The organism is Mesorhizobium sp. M2D.F.Ca.ET.226.01.1.1 (assembly GCF_004022705.2).
Lineage (GTDB): Bacteria > Pseudomonadota > Alphaproteobacteria > Rhizobiales > Rhizobiaceae > Mesorhizobium.
In genome coordinates this window covers 274,794-296,840 of the sequence record NZ_RZOY02000002.1, presented here as the reverse complement: position 1 = coordinate 296,840, position 22,047 = coordinate 274,794, and the positions used below count along the sequence as shown (strand labels likewise).

Sequence of the window (22,047 nt, the reverse complement as noted above, 5' to 3'; positions counted from 1 at the left end):
TCTGAAATGAGCAGCGGCTTTCCCATTCCTGTTTCGGTGCTCACCGGCTTTCTCGGCGCCGGCAAGACGACATTGCTCAACCGGCTGCTCAAGGATCCGGAGCTTGCCGATACGGCGGTGATCATCAACGAGTTCGGCGAGGTCGCGATCGACCACCTGCTGGTCGAGCAGGCGTCCGACGGCATCATCCAGCTTTCTGACGGCTGCCTGTGCTGCACGGTGCGCGGCGATCTGGTCGACACGCTTGCCGATCTCGTCGACAGGCTGCAGACTGGCCGCATCGCGAAGCTGGCCCGCGTCGTCGTCGAGACGACAGGGCTGGCCGATCCGGCGCCGGTGCTGCAGTCGATCATGGCGCACCCTGCGCTGCTCCAGGCCTTCCGGCTCGACGGCGTCATCACGCTGGTCGATGCCGTCAATGGCGAGGCCACGCTCGACAGCCATGTCGAGGCTCTCAAGCAGGCGGCGGTGGCCGACCGCATCGTGCTGACCAAGACCGACCTTGCCGAGGCGGCCGGGATCGAAGCGTTGCGGGCGAGACTCAGGCAGATCAATCCGGGCGCCGTGGTGCTCGACGTCAACCAGCCCGGCACCGGCGCCGCGGCGCTGTTCAATTGCGGCCTCTATGATCCCCGGACCAAGTCCGCCGATGTACGGCGCTGGCTCGGCGAAGAGGCGGCGCATGATCAGGATCATTGCCATGATCAGGATCATCACCATGATCATGACCATCATCACCATGGCGGCGACCATGGTCATGATCACCATCATGAGCATCGCCATGACGCGCGGGTGCGCTCGCACTCGCTCGTGCATGAAGGCCCAGTGCCGTTCTCGTCAATCGAGATGTTCCTCGATCTTCTGCGCTCGACGCATGGCGAGAAGCTGTTGCGCATGAAGGGCGTCATCGAGCTCGCGGAGGACCCGTCGCGGCCGCTGGTGATCCATGGCGTGCAGAAGATCCTGCATCCGCCGGCAAGGCTGCCGGCATGGCCCGACGGCCAGCGCGGCACCAGGCTGGTGCTGATCACGCTGGACATGCCGGACGACTATATCCACCGGCTGTTCGCCGCCTTCACCAACAAGCCGTCGATCGACACGCCGGACAGGGCCGCGCTTGAGTCCAATCCGCTGGCGATCGCCGGGTTGTAGGTTCAGGCCGCGCTGCCGCGCTCGACCAGGAAACGATGACCGCCGGTGACCGCGGCCGTCTCGATCAGCTGGTGACCGGCATCGGCGCAGAAGGCCGGGATGTCGATCACCGCCAGCGGATCTGTGGTTTCGAGCCAAAGCCTGGCACCCGGCCGCATCGCGGCCAGCCGCTTGCGGGCTTTCAGCACCGGCAGCGGACAGTTCAGTCCCTTGAGATCGTAGGTGGCGGCCGGTTTTGCCAAGCTGAAGGCTCTCAGCCGCCGAACATGCCAAGCAGCTTCCTCTTCAGCTTCGACACCGTGCCTTGATCGGCATCCGCCGCCTGCTGCGTTTCCTGGGCGGGCGCGGCCTCGACGCCGGCCGTAACGACCGGCTGCTGGGCAGCCTGCTTGGCGGCTTCCTTCTCTGCCAATGCCTGCGCCTTGGCCTGTTCCTTGGCGGCCTTGGCAGCCTCGATCGCCGCCAGGCGCTGCTCCTCGGCCTTGCGCTTGGCTTCCTTCTCGGCGTCGAGCGCGGCCATCTTGCGGCCGGCGGGGGAATCGATGCGGCCCATGCGGGTCGTTTCCGTCACCGAGCCGTCCGGATTCATCGACGGCGGTTCGATCGGCACGCGCTCGCCGCGGGCGCGTCGCTTCGACCAGTCGGAAACGATGCTGGCCTCCTTGATGCCGGCGATCGTCGGCTTCGGCGCCACGCTGCTCGAATTCACGGCCGACTTGAAGGCCGCGTCGTAACTCTTCTCGTAATTGGCGTAGGCGGTCTTCAGCGAGTCCGGCTGCGTTGTCTCGGGGCAGGGGCCGGTCGGGTTGAAGGTCGTACCTTCAGGCGCGACCTGGTTGAAGACGTAGCGCTTCTCGCAGACGTCGACCTTCGGCGGCACCTTGGTGATCTCGAAATTGTCGTAGCCGACCTTCAGCATCTTCCAGAACTCGTAGTTCGGGTCGTTGCGATAGCGCGCCATGTTGGCGGCGGTCATGCGGAACGGGAAGGCCTGGATCTGGAACTCGGTCTGGCCGCCCTGGAAGGCGTCGCGGCCGAAGGCATAGATCTGCTCGATCTGCGCGTCGGTCATCGAATAACAGCCGGACGAGGAGCAGGCGCCGTGCACCATCAGGTTCTGGCCGGTGCGGCCATTGGCGCGGTCATAGGCGTTGGGGAAACCGATGTTGAAGGACAGATGATAGTTCGAGCGCGGGTTCATCTGCGAGGGACGAACCGTGTAGAAGCCTTCCGGCGCCTGGCGGTCGCCCTCGGTGTATTTGGGACCGAGCTTGCCCGACCATTTGCAGATGTCGTAGCTGGCGACGAGATCGTAGCGGCCGTTGGTCTTGGCCTTCCAGATCTCGAGCTTGCCTTCTTCCTTGAAGATGCGCGCCATCACCGAGGAGGTGCGCACCATGCCCTTGGCCTGCATATCGGCAAGGATCTTGTCCGGCAGCGGCTTGTTGGCCTCCGGCGCGAAATCCTTCATCGACGAATCGTTGCAGCCGGCGACGCCGACGGCGGCGATCAGGACTCCAGTGCGGGCGAGCTTGGCAAACATGGGTACGGCTATGCTTTTCTCTCGGGTCTCGGGCCAACGGCTTTCGGCATGGCCGGGCCCGCAGGCTGAACACCAGTGGACCGTAAGCCCGTTAACCTTGAAAATTCCTTACCGCAAGTCTCGCCAGCAGATCTTGGCCAACCCCTCGCGACAAGTTTCATTGAGCCGAATGCGGCGGCATTTTTGTGGCGAAATTGGTCATGGCCGCCACAGTTTACCGCCAGATGCCCGATTTAGAGGCTGCGGCCCATTGCCAGGTACTTCTCACGGCGCTGCTCGCGGAAATCGGTGTTGGCGCCGGCAAAGTCCTTCATCGTCCTGGCGATGAGGTCGCCGGTGGAGGCGATCACCGTTTCCGGCGCGCGCTGGGCACCACCCATCGGCTCGGGAATGATGGCGTCTATGATCTTCATCTCCAGAAGATCCTGCGCGGTGATCTTCATGTTGGTCGCCGCGTCCTTCGAGCGGGTGGTGTCGCGCCACAGGATCGAGGCGGCACCTTCGGGCGAGATCACCGAATAGATGGCGTGCTCCAGCATGTAGACGCGGTTGGCGGTGGCGATCGCGATGGCGCCGCCGGAGCCGCCTTCGCCGATGACGACCGAGATCGACGGCACTTTCAGCGAAAGACACGCGGAGGTCGAACGCGCGATCGCTTCGGCCTGGCCACGCTCCTCGGCGCCGACACCGGGATAGGCGCCGGCGGTGTCGACCAGCGTCAACAGCGGTATGCTGAAGCGATCGGCCAGCTCCATCAGGCGCACAGCCTTGCGGTAGCCCTCGGGCCGCACCGAACCGAAATTGTGCTTGATGCGGCTTGCCGTGTCCGAGCCCTTCTCCTGGCCGATCACCGCCACCGGCTCGCCGCGGAAGCGGGCGAAGCCGCCGACGATCGCCTGGTCGTCGCCAAAGTTGCGGTCGCCGGCCAGCGGCGTGAAGTCGGTGAACAGCGCTTTGATGTAGTCGACGCAATGCGGGCGGTCGGGATGGCGCGCGACCTGCACCTTCTGCCAGGGCGTGAGCGCCTTGTAGAGGTCGCGCAATGCGTCGCGCGAGCGCTTTTCCAGCCTGCTGATCTCTTCGGCGACATCGACCGCTTCGCCGTTCTCGGCAAGCTTCTTCAGCTCAAGGATCTTGAGCTCCAGATCCTGCACCGGCTTTTCGAAGTCGAGGTAGTTGTACATGCTTGGGCGGACCGATCCGTCGGAAGGCGAAATGGCTGGCGGAACCGCTGAAATGCCGGCTCCGGGCGGTGGAACGTCGCCCTCACATAGCGATATGAGGCCTAGTCGGCAAGCGGATGATGATCGTTGACCAGCCGCACCAGCCGCTCTTCCAGAACATGGGTGTAGATCTGCGTGGTCGAGATGTCGGCATGGCCAAGAAGTTGCTGAACGGCTCTGAGATCGGCGCCGTTCTGCAGGAGATGGCTGGCAAAAGCGTGGCGAAGCACATGTGGCGAGATTTTCGCCGACGCGATGCCGGACCGTGCGGCCAAACCCTTGAGATCGCGGGCGAAAACCTGCCGGGAGAGATGGCCGCTGTCGGAGGAGGCCGGAAACAGGAACGGGCTCTCGGCAAAGGCCGGCCGCCCGGCCCTCGCGCCAAGCCAGGCGCGCATGGCGTCGCGCGCCTTGGCCGACAGCGGCACCATGCGTTCCTTGTCGCCCTTGCCGCGCACCATGAAGAAGCGGTCGTCGCGCAACGCCACCGTGACCGGCAGGCCGACGAGTTCCGATACGCGCAGGCCGGTGGCGTAGAGCACCTCGACCAGCGCGTGCAGGCGCAATGCGGCCAAGCTGTCGCCGTCCGGTCCGGATTCGCCGGCTTCCTGCGCCGCCCGGTCTAGCAGGCGGCCGGTCTCGGCCTCGCTCATCGTCTTCGGCAGCGGCCGGCCCTTGCGCGGGCTGTCCAGCGTGCCGGTAGGGTCGTCGCCGCGCAGGCCTTCGGCGTACAGGAATTTGAAAAACTGGCGGATCGCCGACAGTTTGCGCGCCTGCGAGGCCGGCGCGAAGCCTCTGGCGGCGATATCGTCGAGATAGGCGCGGATGTCGGCCGATCCGGCGCCCGCCAGCCCGCCTTTGATCGCCTCAGAAGCGTCCTCGAGGTCACGGCGGTAGGAGGAAAGCGTGTTTTCGGCCGCGCCCCGCTCGGCGCTCATCATTTCGAGGAAGGCTTCGATGCGGGCGGCGCTGTTCATCGGGCCAGGATCAGTGCTTCGTCAGTTTTTCTTCGGGTTCAGCTTTTCGGCCGGGATACGGATGCTTATTTCCGCTTTTTTAGGCTCCACGAACATCGCCAGCGCGAACATCGCGCCATAGGCGATGGCTGCAAGAACCGCCAGCGTCACGACAAACCGAAACAAAGTCGGCATTCAAATTTTTGCCCGTCTTCTTGTTCTGCGATTCCAAAGCCCTGTGCCCTTATGGGACGCCAAGCCGGCCAATTCAAGGACGAGGATTCCGGTCTACAAATGTTTCGCCGGAAATGCTTCTTGGACGTTTGCCTGCCCGCGCTTGACGCAAACAGGCTTTTGATGTCGATACGGCGCAAAGAGGCCCTGATGAACGCTCTGCCCGCAAATCCAACGGACGAAGGCCATGCCGCGCTGGTCGAACGGCTCGGCGGCCGTTCGATCGTCTTCGTCGGGCTGATGGGGGCGGGCAAGACAGCGATCGGCCGCAAGGTGGCGACGATGCTTTCGCTGCCCTTCATGGACAGCGACCAGGAGATCGAGAGCGTCTCGCGCATGACGGTGCCGGAATTGTTCGAGCGCTATGGCGAGCCGGAATTCCGGGCGCTGGAGCAGCGGGTGATCCTGCGCCTGCTGGAGAACGGGCCGCAAGTGCTGTCGACCGGCGGTGGCGCCTTCATGAATGCGCAGACGCGCGAGGCGATTTCCGCGCACGGCGTATCGGTCTGGCTGAAGGCCGATCTGGACCTGTTGATGGAGCGCGTCTCCAAGAAGCAGAACCGGCCGCTGCTCAAGAACCCCGATCCGCGCGGCGTGCTGGAGAAGCTGATGGCTGAGCGTTACCCGGTCTACGCCACCGCCGACCTGACCGTGCCGACGCGCGACGACCGCAAGGAGATCATCGCGGACGAAGTCGTCGCTGCGCTCTGCACCCATCTCGGCGTCGAGGCGATCGCGACGGGCGCTACAAGCGCCACAACCGACGAGGTGCAGTCGTGAGCAATGCCGAACCGGTGAAGGTCGAGGTCGGGCTCGGCGACCGCGCCTATGACATCCTCATCGGTTCCGGATTGCTAGCGCGCTCCGGCGAGGAGATCGGGCGCCGCCTTCCCGGCACCCGCGCGGCCATCGTCACCGATGAGAACGTTGCCGCCGCGCATCTCGACACGCTGAGGGCGGGATTGGAGAAGGGCGGCATCCAGTCCGCCGCCATCACGCTGCCCGCCGGCGAGAAGACCAAGAGCTTTGCCCATCTCGAAGAGGTGGTGGATGGCGTGCTCGCGGCAAAGCTCGAACGCCGCGACGTCGTCATCGCGCTCGGCGGCGGCGTCATCGGCGATCTTGCCGGCTTTGCGTCCGGCATCGTGCGACGGGGCATGAATTTCGTGCAGGTGCCGACCTCGCTCCTGGCGCAGGTCGATTCCTCCGTCGGCGGCAAGACCGGCATCAACAGCCGGCGCGGCAAGAACCTCGTCGGCGTCTTCCACCAGCCGAAACTGGTGCTTGCCGACACCGGCGTGCTCGACACGCTGCCGATCCGCGAGTTCCGCGCCGGCTATGCCGAGCTTGCCAAATACGGGCTGATCGACCGTCCGGCCTTCTTCGCCTGGCTCGAGCAGAACTGGGAGCAGGTCTTTGCCGGCGGCCCGGCGCGAGTCGAAGCGATCGCCCAGGCCTGCCGCGCCAAGGCCGATGTCGTTGCCCGCGACGAGTTCGAGACCGGCGACCGCGCCCTGCTCAATCTCGGCCACACATTCGGCCATGCGCTGGAAGCCGCCACGCAATATGACGGCGCGCGTCTCGTCCATGGCGAGGGCGTCGCCATCGGCATGGCGCTGGCGCATCGTTTTTCGGCGCGGCTCAACCTGGCGAGCCCCGATGACGCGGAACGCGTCGAAGCGCACCTTCGCGCCGTCGGCCTGCCCTGGCGCATGGCCGACATTCCCGGCGAACTGCCGGACGCCGAGGCGCTGCTCGGTTTCATCACCCAGGACAAGAAGGTCTCGCGCGGCGCGCTGACCTTCATCCTGACGCATGGCGTCGGCCAGGCCTTCATCGCCAAGGACGTGCCGCCCTCGGAAGTGCTCTCCTTCCTCAAGACAAGCCATCCCGAACGGTCCAAGAGGAGCCGTTCCGGATGATCGACGCCGGCTGGATCGTCGCCGCCGTCCTCGCCGCCATCGTGCTCCTGGCGCTTCTGTTCCGCGCCCAACTGCTGGCCGCTTTCGGCTACGTGCTGCGGCCGGTAGAGCCGGCCCAGCGGTCCGAGCGCATCGGCAAGGATGAAGACAGCGACGAACTCCGCCGCGATGGTGGGGCTGCCGGTGAGGCGCGCAACCGGCTCGAGGGCCTCTTCGACCTCGAAGAACTCGAGGTGTCGGATATCATGGTCCACCGCACCAATATGCGCTCCGTCAATGCCGACAACGCGCCGGAAGCGGTGGTGCGCGAAATACTCACGAGTCCGCACACCCGCATGCCGCTCTGGAAAGGCTCGCTCGACAACATCGTCGGCGTGCTGCACGCGAAAGATCTGCTGAGGGCCCTCAACGAGGTCGGCAACGATTTTTCGCGGATCGACGTGATGAAGATCGCGGCCAAGCCTTGGTTCGTGCCGGACACCACGACCTTACAGGAACAGCTCAACGCCTTCCTGCGGCGCAAGGCGCATTTCGCCATCGTCGTCGACGAGTATGGCGAGGTCGAAGGGCTGGTGACGCTGGAAGACATCATCGAGGAGATCGTCGGCGAGATCGCCGATGAGCATGATGTCGACATGCAAGGCGTAAAGAAGGAGGCGGACGGCTCGGTCGTCGTCGAGGGCACGGTGCCGATCCGCGACCTGAACCGCGCGCTCGACTGGGACCTGCCCGACGAGGAAGCCACGACCATTGCCGGCCTCGTCATCCACGAGACGCAGTCGATCCCGGAGGAGAAGCAGGCCTTCACCTTCCACGGCAAACGCTTCGTGGTGATGAAGCGCGACAAGAACCGAATTGCCAGGCTCAGGATCAGGCCCGCCGGCGATAATTAAAGCGCGTCGCGATCTTTCAGCTTGGCTCCACGCGCTTTAGGTTTTTGATTTCACGCATGCTTTATCCCGAAACCGGTTCCCACTTTCGGGAGACGTGCTTGAGAGCAATTCCAGGAAAAGCGTGCAGCGGTTTTCCGGCCGGAATTGCGCTGAAACAAGGCTTGGGGCGGGCGATCGAGTGATGCCGCTCAAAGATCCTTCGTCGAGCGTTCGCCGAGCACCGCGCCGGTCTCGGCATCGACCGCCGCCAAGCTGACGTCATAGCCCCAGAGGCGCCTGATGTGACGCAGCGTCGCGTCGCGGCTTTCGCCGTCGAGCAGGATGCCGTTCTTGACATTGTGCTGCAGCCTCAGGTGCCGATCACCCAGGAGGTCGACGTCCACCACCTCGATGTCGGGCCTTTTCGCGCCAATCTCATAGCTGTGAGCCAGCGCGGAACGTATCTTGCGATAGCCGCGCTCATTGTGGATCGATGCGACCTGGTAATGCGGCTCGTCGGCGCCGTCGGCCAGCACGAAGAGCCGCCATTTTCGGATCAGCGCGGGGCTGAGATACTGGTGGATGAAGGATTCGTCGCGATGGTTGGCCCAGGCATCGAGCAGGGTCTCGCGCCAGTCGCCGCGGCCGGCGAAGTCCGGGAACCAGTCGCGATCCTCGGCGGTCGGCGCGGTCGAGATGCGCTGGATATCCTGCATCATATCGAGTCCCAAGGCATAGGGATTGATGCCGGAGAAACGCGGGTCGTCAAAGCCTGGCTGAAAGACGACGTTCGAGTGGTTGCGCAGGATCTCCAACATGGCGCCTTCGCTGATGCGGCCGCGATCGAAGAGGAGGTTCATGATCGTATAGTGCACGAAGGTTGCGCAGCCTTCGTTCATCACCTGAGTCTGCCGCTGCGGGTAGAAATATTGCGCGACGACACGCACGATCCTGACGACCTCGCGCTGCCAGGGCTCCAGCACCAGGCTGTTCTTCTCCAGGAAATAGAGCAGGTTCTCCTCGGGTAGGTTCAGCGACTTTTTGCGCTCCGCAAGGATTTCGTCCCTTGCCTCCGGCTTATTCTTTCCCGATGACGGCGGCAGCGTGCGCCAGAGGTCGTTGAAGGAACGCTCCTCATATTCCAGCCGCTCGCGCAATCCTTCGCGTTGCTGCTCGGAGGACAGTTTCGGGGGGCGATGGTAGCGGAACACGCCTTGCTCCATCAGCGCGTGGGCTGCATCGAGGATCGACTCCACCGCGGCCAGCCCATGCCGCTCCTCGCAGCGGGCTATGTAGCCCTTGGCGAAATCGAGATAACTGAGAATCCCTCCGGCATCCGTCCATTGCCGGAAGAGATGATTGTTCTTGAAGAAGTGGTTGTGGCCGAGTGCCGCATGGGCAGTCACCAGCGCCTGCAGCGCCATGGTGTTCTCTTCCATGAGATAGACGATGCAGGGATTGGAGTTGATGACGATCTCGTAGGCCAGCCCGCGCGCGCCCTTGCGGTAAAGCAGCTCGTCATAGATGAAATGCTTGCCGAACGACCAATGGCGATACATCAGCGGCATGCCGACGGACGAATAGGCATCGAGCATCTGTTCGGAGGAAATGACCTCCATCTGCACGGGATAGATGTCGAGGCGGAGCTCTTCGAGGGCGATCGCTTCGATCTCGTCATAGACCCGCGACAGTTTCGCGAAATCCCAGTCCGACCCGGAAAACAGCAGTGCGGATTTGCGCGCCTGGCTGGCCATCGGCGATGTCCTCAAGCGCTCTTGCGCAGATCGGGTTGCCTGGCGAAGAGCTCGCGGAACACCGGGTAGATATCGGCCGGAGCCGCGATGCGCCGCATCTGGAAGCTCGGCCATTTCTGATCGACGGCGTTGTAAGCGCGCCAGAGCGACGTTCCGTTCTCGGTCGAACCAAAAATGTGGCTCTCCCGTTCGTCGATGATCTCGACATAGGCGAAGTACTGGCAAAGTCGCATCAGCCTGCGATCGAGCAGCTCAATGCAGCGCTCGGAGTCGGTGGCGAAGTTGTCGCCGTCGGAAGCCTGGGCGGCATAGATGTTCCATTCGGAGGCCGGGTAGCGCTCCTCGATGATGCGGTGCATTTCCTCGAGCGCCGTGGAAACGACGGTGCCGCCGCTTTGCGTGTGGTAGAAAAACGTGTGCTCGTCCACCTCCTTGGCCTCGTGAGTGTGGCGGATGAAGACGATTTCGGTGCGCTCGTAGCGCCGCGTCAGGAACAGATGCAGCAGCACGAAGAAGCGCTTGGCCAGATCCTTCTCCCGCTCGCCCATCGATCCCGACACGTCCATCAGACAGAACATGACGGCGCTGGCATTCGGCCTCGGCTGCGGGTCGAAGCGATTGAAGCGAATGTCGACCGGGTCGACATACGCTATCCGCCGGCGCCGGCGTTCCAGCCGGTCGAGTTCCTCGCGCAAGGCCACGATGCGTTCATGCGTCTTGGCATTTGGCGGCTTTGCTTCCAGGTCGGCGATCTGCTGGGCGAGAGCTTCCACCTCCGCCCGTTTCGGACGTCTCAACGCGATACGTCGCCCGTGGCTGTTTCGCATCGTGCGCCCGACATTGATGTTGGTCGGCGCGCCGCTGGCCGCGAAACCCGCCCGCTTCGGCTTGAAGCTGAGGATCTGCTTCAGGCTGAGCTTGACCAGATCGGGGAGTTCGAGGTCTTCGAAGAAGAGATCCAGCACCTCCTCGCGCGACAGCACGAAGCGGAAATCGTCCTCGGATTCAGTCGTTCCGGGAGCCGATGCGCCTGCGCCTCCACCGCCGCTTGGCTTGGGGACTAGGTCACCCGCGTTGAACGACTTGTTGCCGGGCAAGATATGCTGGCGCCGGCCGCTATCCTTAGCGTCGCTGAACGTAGGCTCGCCGGTGCCTTTGCGCGGGATCGGCACGGCATGCTCGCGATCCAGGTCGGCGATGCCGCCGGCGCGCACGCGGTCGCGGATGTTGCGCTTGAGCTCTTCGCGCGCGCGCTTCAGGAAGCGTTGGCGATTGCCAAGGCTTTTGTCCTTCGGGTTCAGGCGGCGGTCGATGAAGATCGGCATGAAACCGTCCAGGCTTTTCCAGGCTTTGCTCAGCCCGCCTTGTTCACACGCATATACCAGTCGACCAGCCGACGCACCTGCCGCTCGGTGTAACCGCGCTCCACCATGCGCTGCACGAATTCATTGTGCCGCTTCTCGGTGACGCTGTCCTGCTTGGAGCCGAAGCTGATCACCGGCAGCAAATCCTCGACCTGTCCGAACATGCGCTTCTCGATGACCTCGCGCAGCTTTTCATAGCTTGTCCAGGACGGATTACGGCCGTGATTGCGGGCGCGGGCGCGCAATGTGAATTTGACCACTTCGTTGCGGAAGTCCTTGGGATTGGCGATGCCGGCCGGCTTTTCGACCTGAGACAATTCCTTCTCCAGGACCTCGCGGTTGAGGATCTGGCCGGTGTCCGGATCCTTGTAGTCCTGATCCTCGATCCAGGCATCGGCGTAAGCGATGTAGCGGTCGAAGAGGTTCTGGCCGTACTCGCTATAGGATTCCAGATAGGCCTTCTGGATCTCGTGGCCGATGAACTCCGCATAGCGCGCCGCGAGCTCCGACTTGATGAATTCGAGGTAGGCGGCTTCCGTTTCCTTCGGGAACTGCTCGCGCTTGATCGCCTCCTCGAGGATGTACATCAGATGCACCGGATCGGCGGCCACCTCCTTGGTGTCGTAGTTGAACGTCTGCGAGAGGATCTTGAAGGCGAAACGTGTGCTCACCCCGGTCATGCCCTCGTCGACGCCGGCGGCGTCGCGATATTCCTGGACCGACTTGGCTTTCGGATCGACTTCCTTGAGGTTCTCGCCGTCATAGGCGCGCATCTTGGTGTAGAGAGGCGAATTGTCGTGCTCGGCAAGGCGGGTCGAGACGGTGAAGCGGCTGAGGATGTCCAGCACCTCCGGCGCGCAGGGGCTGTTTGCCAGCTCGCTTTCGCGCAATAGCTTTTCGTAGATCTGCCTTTCCTCGGTGATGCGCAGGCAATAGGGAACCTTGACCACGAGGATGCGGTCGAGGAAAGCCTCATTGTTCTTGTTGTTCTTGAACTGCTGCCATTCCGATTCATTGGAGTGGGCGACGACAATGCCTTGATAAGGGAAGGCGCCGAAATTCTCGGTGCCGTTGTAGCTGCCTTCCTGGGTTGCCGTCAGCAACGGATGCAGGACCTTGATGGGCGCCTTGAACATCTCGACGAATTCGAGCAGCCCTTGCGTGGTCCGGTTCAAGCCGCCGCTGTAGGAATAGGCATCCGGGTCGGACTGGCTGAAGTTTTCCAATTGCCTGATGTCGACCTTGCCGACCAGTGCCGAGACGTCCTGATTGTTCTCGTCACCAGGCTCGGTCTTGGCGATGGAAATCTGGCGCAGCCGCGACGGCGACAGCTTGACGACACTGAATTTGGAGATGTCGCCGGACAATTCGTCGAGGCGCTTGGCCGCCCAGGGCGAAATCAGTCCATTCAGGCGGCGGCGGGCTATACCATATTTGTCTTCCAGCAGATCGCCCATGCGGTCGGGGTTGAAAAGGCCGAGCGGCGATTCGAAGACCGGGCTGATCTGGTTGCCGACCTTGAGCGTGTAGATCGGCCGCTGCTCCATCAGCTTCTTCAGCCGTTCCGCGAGCGAGGATTTGCCGCCGCCGACCGGGCCAAGCAGATAGAGGATCTGTTTGCGTTCCTCCAAACCCTGCGAGGCATAGCGGAAATATCCGGCGATGCGCTCGATCGTATCCTCCATTCCGTAGAAGTCGGAGAAGGAGGGGTAGATCTTGATGGTGCGGTTGGAGAAAATGCGGCCGAGCCGCTCGTCCTTGCTGGTGTCGACCAGGTTCGGCTCGCCTATCGCCTCGACCATCCGCTCGGGGGCCGAGGCATACATGGATTTGTCCTCGCGGCAGGCTAGCAGATATTGCTGGAGGCTTATCTCTTCCTGGGCCGCGTTCGCATAGATCTCCGAAAACAGGTCGAAGACGTCTGATTGATTCTCGCGCATGATTGCCTTGCCTCGGAGCCGACAGGCTGCCAATCGGCTCATCGCTCCTTCAACTGCCGGCAAGCCTTATTTGTTCCCGGCAAACGCAATTAACCGGCTGCGGTCACTTAGCTTTGAGGGGATCACTCCGCGTGGTCGCAAAGAAGCGTCGCGTCGCGCATCCCGTCGTGAACCAGTGTCGCCCACCCGAATCAACAGCCAAGATCAGTGTGCGCGCGGTCGGCTTGTTTGCCAACTGATAACTGGACGTGCCCACTACTGCGATGCACTGTTGCGGCAAGATCAGGAGAGGGCGATGATAGACCGGCGAGATTTCATGCTCGCGTCGCTGGCAGCGATGCTGCCGGCCGGCGCCTCTGCCGCTTTGCGGCTACACCAGCCGGAACCGCAAACCCTCGATTACGGTCCGGCCAAGCTCGACATCTACGCCTCAGCCGGCGCGAACAAGCTCCCGGTGGTGTTTTTCGTCCATGGCGGCGCCTGGCGGTTCGGCAAACGCAGCCAGGTCGGCGCCAAGCCAGACTTCCTGCTGGCCAACGGCTTCGTGTTCGTTTCGATCGACTACCGCATGCTGCCGGAGGCCGATGTGGCCACCCAGGCCGGCGACATCGAAAAGGCTTACGCCTATGTGCGCGCCAGTATCGCGCAGCACGGCGGCGATCCGAACCGGATTGTCGCCATGGGCCATTCGGCCGGCTGCCATCTGATCGCGCTGACCGGCATGCGGGGCGGACTGCCTGGCGTCGCCGCGCTGATCCTCGACGACACCCGGGCCTACGATCTTGCCGCGCTTGCCAGGAATGGCGGCATGGTGCGCGCCTATGCGCGTGTCTTCTCCGACCCGACGCAATGGGCAGCACTTTCGCCGGCGACTTATGTCGACGGCATAAAACATCCGCCGACCTTCATCGCTTATTCGCGCGCGCCCGGAAGAGGTGAAGAGTCAAAGGCTTTCGCGGAACGCCTGCGCGCCACGGGAACCAAGGTCACACTGTTCGACGGCAGCGCCTATACGCATATGTCGATCAATGGCGATTTCGGCGAGGATGGCGACGCCTTGACGGCGGCCGCGTTGGCGTTCCTGAAGGCAACGGTCGGCTGACTACCAGCGCGTCTTCTCGCCGGGCGCGGCGGGCTCGATCGCCAGCGCATGCACGCCCGCTTTCAGTTCGTCGGCAAGCAGCTCGTTGACGGCGCGGTGGCGCTCGATGCGGCTCATGCCGGCAAAGTTCGGCGAGACAATGCGGACGCGAAAATGCGTCTCGCCGGTGCCGTCGAAACGGGTCTCGTGACCGTGCTCGGCGTGGTGATGCCCGGCGTGAAGGTGGCTTTCATTGATGACGGCGAGCCGTTCTGGCGAAAACGCTGCCTTCAGCTTGTTTTCCATAGTCGACTGTATGGACATCCGGGCTTCCCTTCCCCACATCTGCGGCACAGCCGCAAATCTTGAATTTCGACCGCTTTTAAGCCGCGATTCAGCGGTTAGGGCGATCATCGGCGAAATGTCAATTCTTGTTTCGCATATGCGAACAGCCCATAAATGGGTGAGATGAAAGCGTATCCCAAATATTTCGAGAAAATCCGGATCCGGCCGGAGAAGGACGCGGAGCTGAAGTCGCGCGCGCCGGTCTGCCAGTGGGACGGCTGCAGCGAGGCCGGCACGCATCGCGCGCCGGTCGGACGCCTCAAGGAGGGCGAGTATTTCCGTTTCTGCTTCGAGCATGTGCGCGAATACAACAAGGGCTTCAACTACTTCTCCGGCGTCTCGGACAGCGAGATCGCGCGCTTCCAGAAGGAGGCCCTGACCGGCCACAGGCCGACATGGCGCATGGGCGCCAATGGCGGCGGGACGCGCTCGGCGCCGGATTTCGCGCAGCAGCGTTCGGGGCGCGCCGGCTACTACAACCGCATGCGCGATCCCTTCAACTTGTTCAGCGGCGGAGCGCGGGAACCGCGCGAGCGCAAGGCAAAGCCGCTTGAGGCCAAGGCGCTGGAAACGCTTGGCCTTGATACAAAGGCGACTGGTCAGGACATCAAGGCGCGTTATAAGGAACTCGTTAAGCGCCACCATCCGGATGCGAATGGCGGCGACAGGGGTTCGGAAGACCGGTTCCGCGATGTGCTGCAGGCCTATCGCGTGCTCAAGCAAGCAGGATTGTGCTGAGCGGCCCTACGGTCCCAAGTCGTTTTCCAACTTTCATAAGGTTGGAAAAGGCTCTAAGACCGCCCCCGGACAAAATCGATTGCCGGCGAAACGCGGCGTTTCGCCCGTGGAGACGTTGATAGAGATGAACAAGGTCGATCGCGACATCGCCAACCTGCCCGATACGACGGTGTCGGTGAAGGAGAAATTCGGTTTCGACTCCAAGATGGTCGTTCCGGCCTATTCGGCGGCGACCGAGCATGTGCCGGACATCGATCCCGACTACCTGTTCGACCGCGCGACGACGCTCGCGATCCTCGCCGGCTTTGCCTATAACCGCCGCGTCATGGTGTCGGGCTATCACGGCACCGGCAAGTCGACGCATATCGAGCAGGTCGCGGCGCGGCTCAACTGGCCCTGCGTGCGAGTCAACCTCGACAGCCATGTCAGCCGTATCGACCTCGTCGGCAAGGACGCAATTGTCGTCAAGGAAGGCCTGCAGGTCACCGAGTTCCGCGACGGCATCCTGCCCTGGGCCTATCAGCACAATGTGGCCCTCTGCTTCGACGAATACGATGCTGGCCGTCCTGACGTGATGTTCGTCATTCAGCGCGTGCTGGAATCATCGGGGCGGCTCACGCTGCTCGACCAGAGCCGCGTCATCCGCCCGCACCCGGCGTTTCGGCTGTTCGCCACTGCCAACACGGTGGGCTTGGGCGACACCACCGGCCTCTATCACGGCACGCAGCAGATCAACCAGGCGCAGATGGACCGCTGGTCGATCGTCACCACGCTCAACTATCTGCCGCACGACAATGAAGTGAACATCGTCCTGGCCAAGGCCAAGCACTATCGCGACAGCAAGGGCAAGGACATCGTCAACAAGATGGTGCGCGTCGCCGACATGACGCGCTCGGCCTTCATCAATGGCGACCTGTCGACCGTGATGAGCCCGCGCACCGTCATCACCTGGGCCGAGAACGCCGAGATCTTCGGCGATATCGGCATGGCGTTCCGGCTGACCTTCCTCAACAAGTGCGACGAGCTGGAGCGTTCGGTGGTGGCCGAGTTCTACCAGCGTGCCTTCGGCGAGGATCTGCCGGAAAGCGCCGCCAACGTGGTGCTGGGCTAGGCGCGCAACTGAAGGGCCCCAGGCCTTTCGGCATGAACCGCGCAGGGAATGATGAATGGCGGGTCCGGGCGACAACACGCGCAACAAGCCGAAGAACGGGTCTGAAGCGGACAGCTTCAAGCGCGCCGTCACCGTGTGCATGCGCGCCGTCGCCGGCGACAAGGACCTCGAGGTCGGTTTCGCCAAGGACCGGCCGGCGCTGGCCGGCAACCGCGCCCGCCTGCCCGAGCTGCCGAAGAAGGCTTCCCGCAACGACATCGCGATCACCCGCGGTCTGGGCGATTCCATGGCGCTGAAGCGCGCCTGTCACGATCAACGCATCCACAACAAGCTGGCACCCGAAGGCAAGCTCGCGCGGTCCATCTTCGATGCCGTAGAGCAGGCGCGCGTCGAGGCGATCGGCAGCCGCGCTATGCAGGGCGTGGCCGACAATATCGGCTCGATGCTCGAGGACAAATACGCCAAGGCGAACCTCGTCGACGTCAGGGACAAGGCTGACGCGCCGCTCGAGGAAGCGATCGCGCTGATCGTGCGCGAAAAGCTCACCGGGCGGCCCGTGCCGAAGAGCGGCGAGCGGCTGGTCGATCTCTGGCGGCCCTGGGTCGAGGAGAAGGCCAGCGGCGACCTCGACGGGCTGTCGGCCAAGCTCGAGGACCAGCAGGCCTTTGCCCGTGTCGTGCGCGACATGCTGGTTTCCATGGAAATGGCCGAGGAGCTCGGCGACGACCAGGAAACCGACGACACAGAGGAAAACGAAGAGAACGAGCAGCAGGGCGAAGAACAGAGCGAGGAGGGCGGCGAGGACGATTCAGGCTCCGAGCAGTCGCAGTCCGAAGATGCCGAGGCCTCCGCCGACGAGGAAGAATCGGCCGAGACGGAAGCGACCGACGCCACGTCCGACTACCTCTCGGACGAGGATGATTCCGACGCCGAGACGCCGGGTGAGGCCAAGCGCAGCGACAATCCGTTCCTCAACCTGCCGAAGGAGATCGACTATAAGGTCTTCACCACTGCCTTCGACGAGACGGTGGGCGCTGAGGATCTTTGCGAGGAAGAGGAGCTCGATCGGCTGCGTGCTTTCCTCGACAAGCAGCTCGCCAACCTTTCCGGCGTCGTCGGACGGCTGGCCAACCGCCTGCAGCGCCGGCTGATGGCGCAGCAGAACCGCTCCTGGGATTTCGACCTGGAGGAGGGCTATCTCGATCCGGCTCGCCTGGTGCGCGTCGTCATCGATCCGATGCAGCCGCTGTCCTTCAAGCAGGAGCGCGACACCAAGTTCCGCGACACAGTGGTGTCGCTGGTGCTCGACAATTCGGGCTCGATGCGCGGACGGCCGATCACGGTCGCGGCGACCTGCGCCGACATTCTGGCGCGCACGCTGGAGCGCTGCGGTGTTTCGGTGGAAATCCTCGGCTTCACCACCCGCGCCTGGAAAGGCGGGCAGGCGCGCGAGAAATGGCTGAAGGACGGCAAGCCGCCGAATCCGGGACGGCTCAACGATCTGCGCCACATCATCTACAAATCCGCCGATCATCCGTGGCGTCGCGCGCGGCGCAATCTCGGGCTGATGATGCGCGAGGGCCTGCTCAAGGAAAACATCGACGGGGAGGCGCTGCTTTGGGCGCATAACCGGCTGATCGGCCGGCCGGAGCAGCGCAAGATCCTGATGATGATTTCGGACGGCGCGCCGGTCGACGACTCCACACTCTCGGTCAATCCGGGCAATTATCTGGAACGCCATCTGCGCGCGGTCATCGAGCTGATCGAGACGCGCTCGCCGGTCGAGCTGCTCGCCATCGGCATCGGCCACGACGTCACGCGCTATTATCGCCGCGCCGTCACCATCGTCGATGCCGAGGAACTGGCCGGCGCCATGACCGAGCAGCTCGCCTCGCTGTTCGCCGAGGAAAGCGCGCGCGACACGCGACGCGGCGGGTTGCGGCGCGCCGGATGATCTTGTCGGGCGGGCGTGCGCGGCGGACGCTTTTCGCCTGCATGCTGGCCTGCGTCTCGCCGGCCGTGGCCGCCCAGCGCGCTCCGGTCGAGGCCGTCGGGATTTCAGCGCGGCCGATCACCCAGTTCCATACCGGCCATGACGAGACGCGGTTCGGGCCGCTCGAATTCGTCGGCGGGCTGGAGATGACCTCGCCGGCGCGCGATTTCGGCGCGCTGTCGGCGCTACGGTTCCTGAAGCCGGGCAGTGATTTCATCGGTGTCGCCGACACCGGCTTCTGGTTCTTCGGTACGATCACACATGACGCCAACAAGCGCCCGTCCGGCGTGACGAATTTCCGTATGCAGCAGATGGTCGACGCCTCGGGCCAGCCGATCGACCGGAAATGGGAAATTGACGCGGAAGGGCTTGCGGTCAAGGACGGCATCGCCACTGTCGGCTTCGAGCGCGACCACCGCGTCGCCCAGTTCAAGATCGATCCCGACAACATGAAAGCGCCGATCCGGCAGCTCGACTACCTGGTTCCCGCGAGAGAGCTGCGCCAGAACCGCGGCTTCGAGACAGTCACCCATGCCAACCCTTACGGGCAGCACGAGGGCGCGCTGGTCGTGGTCTCGGAAAGGAGCCTCGACACATCAGGCAACGTCTATGCCGCTATCATCGAAGGGCCGCATAAGGGCGTGTTCACGGTCAAGCGCAACGGCGATTTCGACATCACCGACGGCGCCTTCCTGCCGGACGGCGACCTGCTGCTTCTCGAGCGGAGTTTTTCCATCGCGCGCGGGGTCAAGATGCGGCTGCGGCGCATCTATGGCGAAAGCGTCGAGAAGGGCGCGGTCGCTGACGGGCCGGTGCTGATGGAAGCCGACATAGGCTACCAGATCGACAATATGGAAGGGCTCGACGTCTGGACGCGCGACGACGGCGCGCTGATCGTGTCGCTGATCTCCGACGACAACCATTCTATCCTGCAGCGCAACCTCTATCTGGAATTTATCCTGCACCAGGATTGACCTTCGTCGGAACTGCCGGCGGTAAGCACGGCGGGGGAAGGTCACCTGCCGACGTGCCGGACCTCGTTCATCACGAAATTGGCCACGCGCTTGCTTCGGTTGCGGATCTTGAGCGACGCGGTGTTGTCGACGAAATAGGTGTGCAGGATGCTGTCGCGGGTGCGAACCTCCGGCCCGACGGTATCGACCGCGTGCCAGGTGTCGGTCCCGACCGCAAAGGCGTATCCCGTATTCGGGGAAAACGACATCTTGTGCGAATCCTCGAAACGCCCGTCCGGCCTGCGCTGGGCAAAGCGCGTGCCGACGTGGTTGATCGAGTCGTCCTCCGGCAAATAGAACTGGACGGTGATGCCCTTCCATTCAGTGTCGGTGTGGAAACCGATCTTGTAGCCTGCCACGTCGCGCGTCAGCATAGGCACCGGATACATGCCGACTTTCATGAAGTCCGACCCGAACCGGCGCTCCAGGCCGGGAGCAAGGCGGCGCATGAATGCGTCTTTCAGGTCCGGTGCATGCAATGCCTTCCCGACCAGGGCCCAGATGGCCCGTTTCTCAGCCGGCAGATGGCGGATATATTCGGGGTAGAGGTCGATCTTGATCCGTGTTGCGGTGCCGTCGGCCTTGATATTCACTTTGTTGCGCCCCTTGAGCGCGCGATATTCACGCGCCTCGGGCATGGCGGCGCGCATGCGCAGATAAAGGTCCGCCGGGAAAACATCCGTCATTTCCAGGTGCCAGAAAGGCGTTTCCACGAACGCGGCGCGGTTCACGGCTTCCACCATGTGGGAGACGACGTGCTGCAATGCTTGCGTGGCTGATGCCGGCGCCGCCGCGCCATCTATGGCTGACATGGACGTCCTCCCCCAAGCTAAAAGCCCTGCATCCAAATTCAGGGATGCATATGCCGCTGCCCAGACGGAATGCTAACCAAAGCACAGGCCGGATTGCAACAATCCATCCGCCGATTGCAGTCGCGGTTTTCTGCATCACAGAGCGCATATGCGCCGCGGAATTTCCAGGCGAGCGCGCTGCGAAGCGCGTTATTGTCGACGTTGCCGGCCGATATTCAACGAACCTTGTAGATCTCGATCGGTTTTCCGGCGGTCGAGCGGTCGAGCTCCAGCCATTGCGGCACGTCGCCCCGCAACAGTTCCGCGGCAAGACCCTTGGGCGCGTCCAGCCCCAGCGATATTTCTTCGGTGTTGCCGCTGCAGATCGCGATCAGCCCGACATGCTCGCGCTCGATAACGGCGCGGGCGGCGTCCGGCGTTCCCATGAAAGCGTCGAGCATGGCGAGGTTGCCGCCGACATTGCGGTGGTAAGGGCCGGCCAGCGCCCGGTGGTTGGTAAACATCAATATTCCCGAGCCGAGATTGGACGAGGCAAGCACCGTCGTCGCCGGCATAGCGGCAAGATCGCGGAAGTCGGCCGGCTTGCCGCAGGTCACGGCATGGTCGGCATCGGAATTCACCCGCTGCGGTGCCTTCTGGACCACGGACTGCGCCGCCACAGCGACTCCGGCCCAGGTCGCATTGAGCGAAACCAGCCATGCCATGACGATGCCGGTGGAGACGCGCCATGACGGTGCGGCGCTTGCCCTGAGGCGGATTTTCGCGATCCAGGCCGAGAGCGGCAGCACGGCGAGGGCGACGGAGAAGGTCGAGCCGCGCACCTGCCAGAGGCTGACGCCGAAGGCGACGATGAGCAGGACGGCGGCAAGCATCTCCTCGCGGCGCAGGCGGCGGCTTCGCAGTTGCAGGCCGATCAGCAGGATGGCGATGAAGGGCGTCACGTAGCGCGCCGCCATCAGCTTCGGCTGGTGGACCGCAACGCTCCAGAAGGGCTGCGCTTCGACCACGTCGTTCAGCCAATAAATGCGGACACGCTCGTCCATGGCCGCATAGGGCGACGCCAGGCATTGCGGGAAGACCACGATCGCGACAGCCGCGACCACCACCGCTAACATCAGCATTGAAGCAAGCCGTGCCCGCGCGGTCGATGCGGTCAACATGCCGGCGGTCGCGAGGCCGAGGCCGGAAAGTGCCGCGATAGCGAACTGGAAGGACGAGAAGGCGTCGCATTGGGCGATGCCCCAGTCGGCCGGCCGGATGGTCGCCACGAAGACCAGGCAGGCGACGCCGGCAAATCCGAGGCCGAAGCCGCGTGCGGTGACACGCTCCTTGTCGTCGAGGATGAACAGGACCGCTGCACAGATGCCGAGCACCGCCACATAGGGAGCGGTCTCCATGCCGACGGCGAGTGTGAGGCCCGCGCAAATGCCCGACAGAAGAGCGGCGGGCCGCCAGGAGGTCGCTTCCATCAGAAGCCAAAGGCTGGCCGCGGTCAAAAGCAGCTGGACATTATGGTGATCGATCACGCCCGGGCTGTAGATCACCAGGAAGAAAAGCGCCGCCGTGGAAAGGATCACCGCAGGCATTGCTACATCGGCGCTGGCGAAGCGCTGCGAGCCGCGTATGAGCACGAATATGGTCAGCCCATAGAGCAAGGTCGGCCAGATGATCTGTGCGGCCCGCTCGGCGGTGGCGGTGCTGGCGCCCAGCGCATCGAAGGCCATGATGATCAGCACGAGCGGCGTATCCACCAGCCGCGACCAGTGCATGACGAAGCCGCCCGCGGTGCCCATCCTGTATTGATGGAGATCGAACCAGCTTTGGCCGGCGAGCAGGTCGCGGACCTCGACCAGCCGCAGCATGCTGTCATTGTCGGCGCCATAATCGCGAAGGGTCGGAAAACCGGAAACCGCGTTGATCGTCAGCACCACCAGCGTGGCGCTCAACGCAAGCAGGAGATCATTTTTCCAACCGGTGCCTGGCACGGTCATGCT

Annotated in this window: 20 protein-coding genes; 9 read left to right on the top strand and 11 right to left on the bottom strand. The window is 63.4% G+C overall.

From position 1 onward, the window contains the following. Window positions 1-6 precede the first annotated feature (6 nt). Window positions 7-1,152, top strand: a complete 1,146-nt coding sequence (locus EN869_RS05225; RefSeq protein WP_127225242.1) for a GTP-binding protein — start codon at window positions 7-9, stop codon at window positions 1,150-1,152. 2 nt (window positions 1,153-1,154) lie between these two features. Here EN869_RS05225 and EN869_RS05220 read toward each other — a convergent pair whose 3' ends face one another. The 5 genes from EN869_RS05220 to EN869_RS05200 all read right to left on the bottom strand — a co-directional run bounded on the left by EN869_RS05220 (window position 1,155) and on the right by EN869_RS05200 (window position 5,069). Beyond that, entirely contained in the window at window positions 1,155-1,394 is a 240-nt protein-coding gene (locus EN869_RS05220; RefSeq protein ID WP_127225241.1) for a sulfurtransferase TusA family protein, read from the bottom strand. 11 nt (window positions 1,395-1,405) lie between these two features. Continuing rightward, on the bottom strand, window positions 1,406-2,695 hold the full coding sequence (locus EN869_RS05215; RefSeq protein ID WP_127225240.1) for a murein L,D-transpeptidase family protein: 1,290 nt from the start codon (window positions 2,693-2,695) through the stop codon (window positions 1,406-1,408). Between the two features lie 233 nt (window positions 2,696-2,928). Beyond that, the gene (locus EN869_RS05210) at window positions 2,929-3,879 is read right to left on the bottom strand and encodes an acetyl-CoA carboxylase carboxyltransferase subunit alpha (RefSeq protein WP_127225239.1); all 951 of its coding nucleotides are present in this window, start codon (window positions 3,877-3,879) and stop codon (window positions 2,929-2,931) included. 101 nt (window positions 3,880-3,980) lie between these two features. Beyond that, a complete protein-coding gene (locus EN869_RS05205; RefSeq protein WP_127225238.1) occupies window positions 3,981-4,895 on the bottom strand; it encodes a site-specific tyrosine recombinase XerD in 915 nt (304 codons plus the stop codon). A 21-nt stretch (window positions 4,896-4,916) separates the two neighbouring features. Then, complete coding sequence (locus EN869_RS05200; RefSeq protein WP_127225237.1) at window positions 4,917-5,069, bottom strand: histidine kinase; 153 nt, start codon at window positions 5,067-5,069, stop codon at window positions 4,917-4,919. 189 nt (window positions 5,070-5,258) lie between these two features. On the opposite strand from EN869_RS05200, the gene EN869_RS05195 reads away from it, so the two are divergent. Genes EN869_RS05195 through EN869_RS05185 form a run of 3 tightly spaced genes read left to right on the top strand, consistent with a single transcriptional unit; the run spans window position 5,259 to window position 7,923 of the window. Then, the gene (locus tag EN869_RS05195; RefSeq protein ID WP_127225236.1) at window positions 5,259-5,888 is read left to right on the top strand and encodes a shikimate kinase; all 630 of its coding nucleotides are present in this window, start codon (window positions 5,259-5,261) and stop codon (window positions 5,886-5,888) included. Continuing rightward, window positions 5,885-7,030: a 3-dehydroquinate synthase gene (gene aroB / locus EN869_RS05190; RefSeq protein WP_127225235.1), complete on the top strand. Its 1,146-nt coding sequence runs from the start codon at window positions 5,885-5,887 to the stop codon at window positions 7,028-7,030. Before EN869_RS05195 ends, aroB begins: the two co-directional genes overlap by 4 nt. Next, window positions 7,027-7,923 (top strand): transporter associated domain-containing protein, encoded by an 897-nt coding sequence (locus EN869_RS05185; protein WP_127225234.1) that lies wholly within the window; start codon window positions 7,027-7,029, stop codon window positions 7,921-7,923. The genes aroB and EN869_RS05185 overlap by 4 nt, the downstream gene beginning before the upstream one ends. A gap of 188 nt (window positions 7,924-8,111) precedes the next feature. Here EN869_RS05185 and EN869_RS05180 read toward each other — a convergent pair whose 3' ends face one another. From EN869_RS05180 to EN869_RS05170, 3 genes are read right to left on the bottom strand one after another with little or no spacing between them, the layout of a single operon-like run. Then, complete coding sequence (locus EN869_RS05180; RefSeq protein ID WP_127225233.1) at window positions 8,112-9,656, bottom strand: SpoVR family protein; 1,545 nt, start codon at window positions 9,654-9,656, stop codon at window positions 8,112-8,114. A gap of 11 nt (window positions 9,657-9,667) precedes the next feature. Next, window positions 9,668-10,981, bottom strand: a complete 1,314-nt coding sequence (locus EN869_RS05175; protein ID WP_127225232.1) for a YeaH/YhbH family protein — start codon at window positions 10,979-10,981, stop codon at window positions 9,668-9,670. 29 nt (window positions 10,982-11,010) lie between these two features. Continuing rightward, window positions 11,011-12,960: a PrkA family serine protein kinase gene (locus EN869_RS05170; RefSeq protein ID WP_127225231.1), complete on the bottom strand. Its 1,950-nt coding sequence runs from the start codon at window positions 12,958-12,960 to the stop codon at window positions 11,011-11,013. A 295-nt stretch (window positions 12,961-13,255) separates the two neighbouring features. Here EN869_RS05170 and EN869_RS05165 point away from each other — a divergent pair, with 295 nt between their 5' ends. Continuing rightward, window positions 13,256-14,062: an alpha/beta hydrolase gene (locus tag EN869_RS05165; protein WP_127225230.1), complete on the top strand. Its 807-nt coding sequence runs from the start codon at window positions 13,256-13,258 to the stop codon at window positions 14,060-14,062. Here the strand turns inward: EN869_RS05165 and EN869_RS05160 are convergent, their stop codons facing one another. After that, window positions 14,063-14,365, bottom strand: a complete 303-nt coding sequence (locus EN869_RS05160) for a BolA family protein (protein WP_127225229.1) — start codon at window positions 14,363-14,365, stop codon at window positions 14,063-14,065. 135 nt (window positions 14,366-14,500) lie between these two features. Here EN869_RS05160 and EN869_RS05155 point away from each other — a divergent pair, with 135 nt between their 5' ends. The 4 genes from EN869_RS05155 to EN869_RS05140 all read left to right on the top strand — a co-directional run bounded on the left by EN869_RS05155 (window position 14,501) and on the right by EN869_RS05140 (window position 19,202). Then, complete coding sequence (locus tag EN869_RS05155) at window positions 14,501-15,124, top strand: DnaJ domain-containing protein (protein WP_127225228.1); 624 nt, start codon at window positions 14,501-14,503, stop codon at window positions 15,122-15,124. 124 nt (window positions 15,125-15,248) lie between these two features. Further along, a complete protein-coding gene (gene cobS, locus EN869_RS05150) occupies window positions 15,249-16,235 on the top strand; it encodes a cobaltochelatase subunit CobS (RefSeq protein WP_127225227.1) in 987 nt (328 codons plus the stop codon). A 55-nt stretch (window positions 16,236-16,290) separates the two neighbouring features. After that, window positions 16,291-18,189, top strand: coding sequence for a cobaltochelatase subunit CobT (cobT, locus tag EN869_RS05145; RefSeq protein ID WP_127225226.1), 1,899 nt, complete (start codon window positions 16,291-16,293; stop codon window positions 18,187-18,189). Then, entirely contained in the window at window positions 18,186-19,202 is a 1,017-nt protein-coding gene (locus tag EN869_RS05140) for an esterase-like activity of phytase family protein (protein WP_127225225.1), read from the top strand. Before cobT ends, EN869_RS05140 begins: the two co-directional genes overlap by 4 nt. A 41-nt stretch (window positions 19,203-19,243) precedes the next feature. On the opposite strand, the gene EN869_RS05135 is transcribed toward EN869_RS05140, so the two are convergent. Together EN869_RS05135 and EN869_RS05130 are read right to left on the bottom strand one after the other, a co-directional pair. Then, a complete protein-coding gene (locus EN869_RS05135) occupies window positions 19,244-20,053 on the bottom strand; it encodes a hypothetical protein (RefSeq protein ID WP_127225224.1) in 810 nt (269 codons plus the stop codon). Window positions 20,054-20,268: 215 nt separating this feature from the next. Beyond that, window positions 20,269-22,044: a GtrA family protein gene (locus EN869_RS05130; protein ID WP_127225223.1), complete on the bottom strand. Its 1,776-nt coding sequence runs from the start codon at window positions 22,042-22,044 to the stop codon at window positions 20,269-20,271. Window positions 22,045-22,047 lie beyond the last annotated feature (3 nt).

Excerpts from the sequence above, each read along its gene's own strand:
- EN869_RS05225 (WP_127225242.1), top strand. The coding sequence starts at position 7 with ATGAGCAGCGGCTTTCCCATTCCTGTTTCGGTGCTCACCGGCTTTCTC.
- EN869_RS05215 (WP_127225240.1), bottom strand. The coding sequence starts at position 2,695 with ATGTTTGCCAAGCTCGCCCGCACTGGAGTCCTGATCGCCGCCGTCGGC.
- EN869_RS05210 (WP_127225239.1), bottom strand. The coding sequence starts at position 3,879 with ATGTACAACTACCTCGACTTCGAAAAGCCGGTGCAGGATCTGGAGCTC.
- EN869_RS05205 (WP_127225238.1), bottom strand. The coding sequence starts at position 4,895 with ATGAACAGCGCCGCCCGCATCGAAGCCTTCCTCGAAATGATGAGCGCC.
- EN869_RS05200 (WP_127225237.1), bottom strand. The coding sequence starts at position 5,069 with ATGCCGACTTTGTTTCGGTTTGTCGTGACGCTGGCGGTTCTTGCAGCC.
- EN869_RS05195 (WP_127225236.1), top strand. The coding sequence starts at position 5,259 with ATGAACGCTCTGCCCGCAAATCCAACGGACGAAGGCCATGCCGCGCTG.
- EN869_RS05185 (WP_127225234.1), top strand. The coding sequence starts at position 7,027 with ATGATCGACGCCGGCTGGATCGTCGCCGCCGTCCTCGCCGCCATCGTG.
- EN869_RS05180 (WP_127225233.1), bottom strand. The coding sequence starts at position 9,656 with ATGGCCAGCCAGGCGCGCAAATCCGCACTGCTGTTTTCCGGGTCGGAC.
- EN869_RS05175 (WP_127225232.1), bottom strand. The coding sequence starts at position 10,981 with ATGCCGATCTTCATCGACCGCCGCCTGAACCCGAAGGACAAAAGCCTT.
- EN869_RS05170 (WP_127225231.1), bottom strand. The coding sequence starts at position 12,960 with ATGCGCGAGAATCAATCAGACGTCTTCGACCTGTTTTCGGAGATCTAT.
- EN869_RS05165 (WP_127225230.1), top strand. The coding sequence starts at position 13,256 with ATGATAGACCGGCGAGATTTCATGCTCGCGTCGCTGGCAGCGATGCTG.
- EN869_RS05160 (WP_127225229.1), bottom strand. The coding sequence starts at position 14,365 with ATGTCCATACAGTCGACTATGGAAAACAAGCTGAAGGCAGCGTTTTCG.
- EN869_RS05155 (WP_127225228.1), top strand. The coding sequence starts at position 14,501 with ATGGGTGAGATGAAAGCGTATCCCAAATATTTCGAGAAAATCCGGATC.
- cobS (WP_127225227.1), top strand. The coding sequence starts at position 15,249 with ATGAACAAGGTCGATCGCGACATCGCCAACCTGCCCGATACGACGGTG.
- cobT (WP_127225226.1), top strand. The coding sequence starts at position 16,291 with ATGGCGGGTCCGGGCGACAACACGCGCAACAAGCCGAAGAACGGGTCT.
- EN869_RS05140 (WP_127225225.1), top strand. The coding sequence starts at position 18,186 with ATGATCTTGTCGGGCGGGCGTGCGCGGCGGACGCTTTTCGCCTGCATG.
- EN869_RS05135 (WP_127225224.1), bottom strand. The coding sequence starts at position 20,053 with ATGTCAGCCATAGATGGCGCGGCGGCGCCGGCATCAGCCACGCAAGCA.
- EN869_RS05130 (WP_127225223.1), bottom strand. The coding sequence starts at position 22,044 with ATGACCGTGCCAGGCACCGGTTGGAAAAATGATCTCCTGCTTGCGTTG.